8 protein-coding genes and 1 pseudogene are annotated in these 8,675 nt (G+C 43.3%); 7 read left to right on the forward strand and 2 right to left on the reverse strand.

The window, feature by feature from the left end; translation table 11 throughout:
* Positions 1–305: hypothetical protein (locus QMC96_12770; protein ID MDI6877629.1), on the reverse strand; the 305-nt coding region annotated here is incomplete at its 3' end.
* 206 nt (positions 306–511) lie between these two features.
* On the opposite strand from QMC96_12770, the gene QMC96_12775 reads away from it, so the two are divergent.
* From QMC96_12775 to QMC96_12800, 6 genes and pseudogenes are all read left to right on the forward strand, one after another.
* Positions 512–1,540: a glycosyltransferase gene (locus QMC96_12775; protein ID MDI6877630.1), complete on the forward strand. Its 1,029-nt coding sequence runs from the start codon at positions 512–514 to the stop codon at positions 1,538–1,540.
* Positions 1,541–1,620: 80 nt separating this feature from the next.
* Positions 1,621–2,814: a glycosyltransferase family 4 protein gene (locus tag QMC96_12780; protein MDI6877631.1), complete on the forward strand. Its 1,194-nt coding sequence runs from the start codon at positions 1,621–1,623 to the stop codon at positions 2,812–2,814.
* Between the two features lie 52 nt (positions 2,815–2,866).
* A pseudogene (locus QMC96_12785) lies at positions 2,867–3,806 on the forward strand (IS5 family transposase).
* Between the two features lie 205 nt (positions 3,807–4,011).
* The gene (locus tag QMC96_12790; GenBank protein ID MDI6877632.1) at positions 4,012–5,241 is read left to right on the forward strand and encodes a glycosyltransferase family 4 protein; all 1,230 of its coding nucleotides are present in this window, start codon (positions 4,012–4,014) and stop codon (positions 5,239–5,241) included.
* Positions 5,238–6,389 carry a glycosyltransferase family 2 protein gene (locus QMC96_12795; GenBank protein MDI6877633.1) on the forward strand — a complete coding sequence of 384 codons (1,152 nt, stop codon included), beginning with the start codon at positions 5,238–5,240 and terminating at the stop codon, positions 6,387–6,389. Before QMC96_12790 ends, QMC96_12795 begins: the two co-directional genes overlap by 4 nt.
* 97 nt (positions 6,390–6,486) lie before the next feature.
* A complete protein-coding gene (locus tag QMC96_12800) occupies positions 6,487–6,642 on the forward strand; it encodes a hypothetical protein (GenBank protein MDI6877634.1) in 156 nt (51 codons plus the stop codon).
* Between the two features lie 1,381 nt (positions 6,643–8,023).
* Here QMC96_12800 and QMC96_12805 read toward each other — a convergent pair.
* Complete coding sequence (locus QMC96_12805) at positions 8,024–8,299, reverse strand: hypothetical protein (GenBank protein ID MDI6877635.1); 276 nt, start codon at positions 8,297–8,299, stop codon at positions 8,024–8,026.
* A gap of 135 nt (positions 8,300–8,434) precedes the next feature.
* Here QMC96_12805 and QMC96_12810 point away from each other — a divergent pair.
* The coding region (locus tag QMC96_12810) for a hypothetical protein (protein ID MDI6877636.1) at positions 8,435–8,675 on the forward strand (241 nt) is incomplete at its 3' end.

Consider the following 8,675-nt stretch of genomic DNA (forward strand, 5'->3'; position numbering starts at 1 on the left):
GTCCCCAGACGGACCAGCCGCATGAGGTGCCGGTTCTTCTCGATCCGGTTCCGCAGCGGCTGGACCGCGACGCCCCGGGGACGGATGTATTCGCTCCGCCTCACGTTCTCGTCGTGATACGATATCTCCGGGTTCGCCGCCGTCAGGACGGTGGGCTGCCAGCCAGTAGCGGGGAGGTATCTGAACAGGCCCTGCATCCGGGTAGGTCTCCAGGGCTGCGAGGCTGCGAACTCCTGTTTTCCGTCGAAGTAGAACGTGACGATGAGCACTCTTCGCATAAAGCTGCACTGTGTATGGCTTGTCATGCGGGTGCCGGAGTATAAAAGTATTGACGCAGGATAGATGCTGGAAGGCATATAATAATTGATGCTTAACCCACGGAAAATCCTCCTGTTCGTATCCCCTGTTACTATCAAATTTCATTTTGATACGATGAGGACGAATAAAGCCAGACAAGGCAAATACATTTAGTATATTTTGGTTGAAGTTGAATTTTTCACAAAGGTCGGATATGAAGATCGGATGGATACAATCATTGCGGGGAGGATTTGGGGGGCTTACTTATGATTCCATGGCCCAGCGCGCATTGTCGCAGCATTTCGATCTCGAGGTTGTTGATGGGAGCCTTGATCATTATACAACGGCACGGTATCCTCTCCTATTGCTGAATCTCGCGAATCTGCAAGGTGTCAAAGATCTCTGGATACGGCCCCTGATGGACTCGGTAATCATGATGCACCATGATAAAACCGTTGGAAAGAATCTTGCCCTTGTCCACCACATCGATATGTCCGTCCGACCTTTCCACTTCAGAATTCCAGGCTATTTACTGGAAAAGATCTTTTACAGGAACCTGTTTCAGGCAGATGCGATATGTACTGTCTCGAAGTACTGGTATAACCACTTTAAAAAGTTGGGTTATGAGAACGTTCATCTCATCTACAATGCATTCGACTTCTCCCAGTTCGAGTTCACGGAAGAGGAGATCGCGAGATTCAGGATGCAGTACCGACTGGAAGGCAAGCCAATTATTTACCTTGGCAACTGCCAGAGAGCCAAAGGGGTTGTCGAAGCCTATCAGCAACTCAAGGATTTGGATGCCTTCCTGGTCACAAGCGGTAAGCGCGATGTCGATATTCCTGCAATAAATCTCGACCTCAGCTATCGGGATTATCTGCGTCTCCTAAAGGCATCCTCTGTTGTGGTCGCCATGTCCAAGTTCAAGGAAGGCTGGTGCCGTACAGCGCATGAAGCTCTGCTCTGCAAGACTCCGGTGGTGGGATCAGGCTTAGGTGGTATGGGGGAGTTGTTAGAGGAATGCCACCAGATCATTTGTCCAAGTTTTAAGGAATTGTTGAATGCTGTTGAATATATCATGGAGAATCATTATCTTGGAGAAGTAGGGTTTAAACCTGCTTCTGCCAAAACCTATTCTATTGATAATTTTAGTAAAAATTGGGTTAAAGTTATCAATGATATAACTAATCCAATTACTTCTCTAGTAATCTGTCCTCCACGAGGAGAGGGAGGGCATGAGTGACGTTCATTATTAAAGTACGAATCTGTATATTTGATTAAATAATTTGGCCCATAGATTGACAAGGATATGCAGGGTGATTTATGAATATTTTGATGTTAACGCCAGCTTACTATCCAACACAGGGCGGAGTAGAAACGCAGGTAAAGTTAATAGTAGATACATTGGCAAGTCGGGGTCACCATGTATCAATCATCACTGAAATGATACCTGCTCACAATCAGTTTGAACAAAAAGATAATGTGAAGATATTCCGACTACCAGCCTCTTTAATTAGACTTAATCCATGGAAAGGATATTTTTTCATCAAAAAAAATATTTACCAAATTAAGGAGATTGTGGATAATGAAAAGATTGACGTTATTCATGTTCATCATTTTGATTCATCATTTCCTTTTGTATATATAATTAAAAAACAGCTATCTATACCGATTATTTCTACAATACATGTTTCTTGGCTAGCAGACGAGCGATATCAGCAATGGAGACTAAATATTAAAGAGCCCTTCAGAAGGGTTTTTAGACTTTGGCCTGGTTTGTGGTTTGATAAAAAATCAATAATATCTGCAGACTTCATCACAACAGTATCTAAGCAGTTAGAAAATTTATGTAAAAAGCTAAGAAATGACAATAACGTCAAGACAGTGTTTAATTCTATTGACTTGTCGCAATTTCACGACTCTGTCATTCCTTTCGAGTATCAATATAATGGGTATAAAATTCTATGTTCTGGAAGACTCTCTCCTGAAAAGGGGCAAATTTATCTTATAAGAGCCTTGAAAATTATCAGAGAATCGATCAACGCACATTTAATATTAATTGGTTCGGAAAACGGAAATGAAATAAAAAAGCTCATGGCGGAAGTTAAGTATCTGGGTTTACAAGATTATGTTCACTTTTTATCCCCAAGACCTTATTCTGAAATTCCAAGCTTCTACAAAGGAGCTGATGTTATCGTTGTTCCATCTACTTCAGAGAGTTTCGGTTTGGTAATACTAGAAAATATGGCATTAGGAAAGGTTATTGTAGCAAGCGCTATTGGGGGTATACCTGAATTAATAGATCATGAAAAAACTGGATTGCTGGTACCTCCAGCAGATCCTAAATTATTAGCAAAGAGTATAATTAGAGCATTAACGGACGATAAATTAAGAGAAAAACTTACTGTTACGGCTCTAGAAAAATCGAAATTATATAATATCGATATTATAATAAATGAATTAGAGGATATATATTACCGAATTGTCAATAATTATGGCTTCAGAGAATTCCGATAAAACCCCATCACAAATCGTAAAAGCTTTATCTTAGCTCGTCGATCTCTGAACAATGAATTCCATGACTGATTTTGCCCTGCACGAGGAGTACAAACGGATCCAGAGACTCGGAGACCATTTTGCAGAGCTGGAGTCCCTGATCGAATGAGAGGTCTTCCGTCCCATCATCGGTGAGCTCGGTAACAACAAAACCTAACAGGGGGAGATCGAGTACCGATGAAATCCACCTATTGAAGATGCTCGCGCTCCCGTCGTTCTACGGTTTATCGGATCCGGAGAAGGGAGCGGCAGGCAAACGACCGCATCTCCTTCCGGAAGTTCCTAGGATTCCCGGCGAAGATCTCGGATCCCACCACGCTCTGGTACTTCCGGGAGAGACTGATCAAAGCAGGGAAGGCGGTCTGGGACCAGCTGCAGGCGCAGCTTGATGCGAAAGATCTGAAGATCCGGAAGGGGGTGACCAGGATGCGACCTTCATCACCGCCGATCCGGGCCATGCACCGGCGGACACGCCCCGGGGAGAGGAGGCGAAGACCCGCAGGAGCCGGGACGACACCTAGACGAAGAAAGGGAAGAAGTCCCACTTCGGGTACAAGCTCCATATCCCCATCAATACGGAGCACCAGTTGATCCGGAGGATGGAGACGACCACCGCCTTGCTCCATGACAGCCAGGTGGATATTTCCCGGAAGGGTGAGACGGTCTACCGGGACAAGGGGTACTTCGGAGTGAGACCCCGGGCCTCCATAGACGAAACCCTGCACCGCGGGATCCGGGGACACCCGTTATCGATCAAAGAGGAGAGGAGATGAAACCGGGCGATCATGCGAATTCGATCCCTGGTGGAACGACCCTTCGCGGGGATCGAGCGAGCGTATCGTGCCGGTCATATGTTGGTCACCACCTCTGCCCGGATTCACGTAAAGTATCTCTTCTCCGGGTTTGCCTTCAACCTGCAACAGCTCCGGATTATCAAAAGTCTGCCTGCCTAGCGGTAGCTATCGAGGAGAAAGGGAAAAGGATAGAAAATTCAGGGGATTTGGGAGAGGAAAGGGGCTAAACCGGGGGAATCAGACCGGAAATGGGGGATCGAGGAAGAACGGTAGGGGGATAATCGCAATCCTCAATAGAAGGATTAATGAAGAATAATCTTTAATCTTAATTAATGATGAGATATGACCTCACTAAGGCGATAAAATGGTCAGTACTTTACTCACAGCAATGTGTAATCCGAACCAGATAGGCGCAGGGGGTAAAGAAACACATTTATTGCTACTGGAGAAGGGTTTAACATTAAACGGTGTAGATGTACAAACAGCATACCCTGATTTTAATAGAACTTACCCCATTAATGAATATTTAAATTTTTTTTCATATAAGAGGCTTCAAAAGAATTATCGAGATTATTTCTCCATTCAAAAATTAAAAATTCAATTTCTTTCAGAAAAGATTAAAAATGAACTGGCAAGCCGCGATTTATCAAAGTTCAATATTATTCATGCGCATGATTCGCTAACACTCCATTCATTTAAAATGCTTCATCCAATTAACAGTGTTGTAAAAGTATTGACTTTACACGGATACTTCCCCAATGAAGTAATTGATTCTGCCGATTCAGCATCCGAATTGAAGAACTCAAGTCTTTATCAATTCTCTTATGATATCGAGAAAGAAGGAATAAATTTCGCGAATTTTATTATTGCTGTGGATAAAAGGATAAAAGACTATGTGATTAATAAATTTATGTACCCCCCTGAAAAGATAGCAATAATGCCGAATGCAACAGATACAACCACGTTTTATCCTATCGATAAAGAGGGAAAAAATAGATTAAAGAAGAATTTCGGATTTAATGAAGATCAGTTTATCATTCTTGTACCTAGGCGGCTAGTTCCCAAAAATGGAGTGGAATACGCAATAAAGGCAATGCAAAGTATAAACTCTCAAAATGTAAGTCTACTTGTTGCTGGGGATGGTCCTCTCTTATCCAAATTAAAAGATATTGCTGGGAAAGATACACGAATTAAATTTTTAGGCGGTATTCCATACAATCAAATTCATGAATACTACAAAATGTCTGACGTTATATTGATACCGTCAATAACTTCAAATGACATTCAAGAAGCAACGTCACTATCCATGTTAGAGGGGATGGCTTGTGGTAAGATTGTTGCGTGTTCTGATATCGGTGGCATGAAAGATGTAATTCAGAATGGTAAAACAGGCTTTTTATTACCCGAAAAATCGCCTGAAAAAATCGCCAATTTAATATTTGATATCTTGAATGGATGTATAGACGGCGAAAGGATTTCTTTAGAAGCGAGCAGTTATGTTTCAAATTATCATTCATATATAAGCCATGCAAGGAGGATAAAAGATATTTACCTGAAATTACTCTCAAAGGATGAACAGGAAGACGCCTCATGAATTCGCCGAAAATATCAATTTTAATGCCTACTTATAATGATGAAAAACATATTCGTGAATCCATCGAATCTGTCCTAAGTCAAACTTATGAAAATTGGGAACTCATAATATCTCATCAACTTTCTAACGATAAAACTGAATTTATTGTCTCAGAATATTTAGAGGATTCACGTATAAAATTAATTCCAAGGCAGGAGTGCACCGGTCAACTAAACGCTCTTTATTCAGCATGTGATTTGGTTTGTGGCAACTTTGTAACTATGTTACATTCAGATGATAAGTACATAGATCAGAATTCATTAAAGAATACAATTTCAGCATTAATCACAAACTGTTATGATGGAGTTTACGGTGATCTGTGTACCTTGAGATCCGATAGAAAAATAGGAACAATAAAAACTCCAAAATATGTTAATCCGCGCATTGTAAATACAATATTTAACTTAAAGGGATCAAATATCATTAATGATGTTTTTTTTGTTAGATCGGATATATTTAAAAAATATGTTATTGAACGCTACATCATTTGGAATATGCCTTACTGGTTCTCATATGAAGGGAGTTCTATTAAGGTATTAAAATTGCTCAAAGTCCCACCTTGGTATTTATATAGCATTAACCAGGAGAATTACATTCATTCGGAGGTCGGAAAATTTGAGGTCCTCAATGGGTGCTTGAGAACATGTATTGAGTATTCAAAACGCTTCTATATGCCTATGCATAAACTCACCAGAAATATTGACATAGTTTTATATCGTTTTCTAAATTTAAATTTAATTTATTCAAAGATAAATATGACAAATACTATCGATAAATCAGCAATAAAATCTACTATATTTGACTATTACAATGAAATGAGTAACAATCACTACATAGATTCCTTAATAAGTTTCTATGATAATTATCCTTCCAGTCGCGATGTAGAAATTGAAAGGGAAATTTGTCAGTCTGATGATTACTTTGGCAAAGATGCAAGAATCTTTTATAAAGACATTCAAACTGAATGTATTCCTGAACTTCATCAGTTTTTAATTAATGAAGCTAATAAGGGTTATAGAAAAGTATTTGTCAAAGATAATAAATGTCGAAAGAAAGTTGAAGTTGCGTTAAAATTTTTAAATTTTCTCGCGAAAGTTGAAATTCGATAAATACCAATGTTTAATGAAATTGGCTTTGAAGAAATTCTCAGTGATGACAAAAATTAGCATTCTCTTGATCCATCTGTCCAGGTTGTAGACGAATATCTTGACATTGATCTTCTGGACCATGTACCCCGAATTTCCGCGCCTTCAGACTCTCACCGACCCGTCTCTTCAGGACCGAGAAGGCGGATTCTACGAGATTTCTCCGGTGATACAGGAGAAGGACGAGGAGCTGGCGGTGGGTGTAGACTCTTCGTGAATACTTACAGGGAGGTCGTCCCAAAATTCTCCCGATCATGCGAGCACAGGCCAGGTGTATGAGTCCCAGGAATGAATGCTTATAGCGTTCTTATCGGGGAACGAGCTTCTTGAAGGCCTCGATCCAACTGAAGAATCGCTCTATCGCCCCCGTTTTTTGGTAGAGGTCTCGATCAAACCAGAGCGGTCGCCCGTGCTTCGGATGATTCTGGCGTTGAGGATTCACCGAAATATAGCCCGTGATCCCTCGTTTTCTCGTGTACTGCCGGATCTCCCGGGAATCGTAGGCTGCATCGGCCGAAATCACTGTTGGCTTCTCGGCCGTGCCAGAAATCTCGAATGCTGCAACCGTTGGGGCAAAGAGACGTGAATCATGGATATTCGCCGGGGCAACCCCGCAGGCTACCGGGAGACCGTTCTTATCGACCAGAGCGCTGAGTTTAGTGCCTTTTACCTTCTTTTAGCCGTCGAAGCCGATATTTCCCCCTTATTCGTAGGAATCGCCTTTGTATCGGTGATACCGTGAACGAGGTCGAGCTTCTACAGATTGTAGCCGGCCTGCAACAGGTCCAGGAAGATCGCCTGATACGCTCCCCGTTCGCAGAGTTCGGGGGGGAGCGGTGGAAGGTCGATTTGGTGCCATATTTCTCGGGGACATCGTTCCCGGCGCACCCGAGGGTCAGAACGGAGAAGATGCCGTTAAGGAGCTGCCGGGATTCCGTCGGGGCCGGCCGATGTGTGGTTTCTGGGGAGGCAGATGCTTCCGCAGAATATTCCAAAGGTCATCGTCGATTTCACGAAATGCCATGCCTCCGCCTCAGGTTGTTCAGGGGTCTTATAGTTTTGGGATGTCCTCTGGAATAAAAAGGTTCACGAGAAATCTTAAAAATTCACCATGAAGAACCTATTTACTCTGTAGAATTCCTCGATGAGGATAAAACACATTTCCATGTTTATGAATCGTACCAGGTTATACACGACCACTCGGATCTTGATCACCTTCACCTGGTTCCTGTATTTACTCGCCCGGGCGTTCTCTCCACACACGCATTTCAGGACAGAGAAGGTGGTCTCCACCAGATTCCGCCGGTGGTAGAAGTGCTCATCGAAGGATCGGACAAGTTCACGCCGGTACCTCCCTCAGATCCTTTTCCTCTTCCTGTTCCGGATCGGTTTGACAGAATGAGCTCTCAGATCCGGGAGGATCTGGCGATGGAGGCTCTCATCGTCATCCCCCCTTGTCCAGGACATAGGTCTCCGACTTCCAGATGCAGTGACACCCCCGGAGGAGAACTCAAGCATGCACGATATCGTGGGTGAAGTTCCGGGAGATCCGGATACAGATGACCCCCTGTTTCCTGTATCCACTGCAACAGAGGTGTTCAGATAGCTCCTTCGGGTGGCTCCGTCCTCCCGGTGTAGTAGGAACTCGCATAGGAGCTCGTGATGCCGGAGGAATCGATCGCGGTGACCGGAATCTCCTCACCTCTCTCGTAGAAGAGGTGAATCACCTTCTTCAGGAGAATGTTTAGATGGACAGCACGAATCCGCTGGAGAAACTTTAGAAGAGTCGTAAAATGAGGAATCTGCTCCCGCTTTAGAAGATCCCTGATTCTTGTTATCATCTCCAGGAGATCGATGATACTCCAGTAATCCATCTCATTACCTCCTTCACCAGGATCAGGGCCGGATGATGGTGCTGCGTGTAGGCTCTTCGGGAGTATTTCCAGGAATAGAGAGGGATCCGGAAGCTCCGGACCACCGACAGAAGGGTATTCAGTAGTCTGATATACGTGTTCGATGATCTTAGACGTGGCTACTTGTTGTTTTCTATCCCCCTAGAACTATCAAGGGGCCAGTGTAGCTTAGCATTTTCGGTTAAATCTAAGGAAAATGAGGATTTAGAGATTTTCTACAAAGCCGAAGCAATTAATGATTCTTACGTCGATGACTACAATGTGATCCCCTCCCGGTACACTTCGCGCGTCATGGGCCTCGGTGCGGTCCAGCGGCAGAGCCTCATCACGCTCGCAT

Source organism: Methanomicrobiales archaeon, from assembly GCA_030019205.1.
GTDB lineage: Archaea > Halobacteriota > Methanomicrobia > Methanomicrobiales > JACTUA01 > JASEFH01.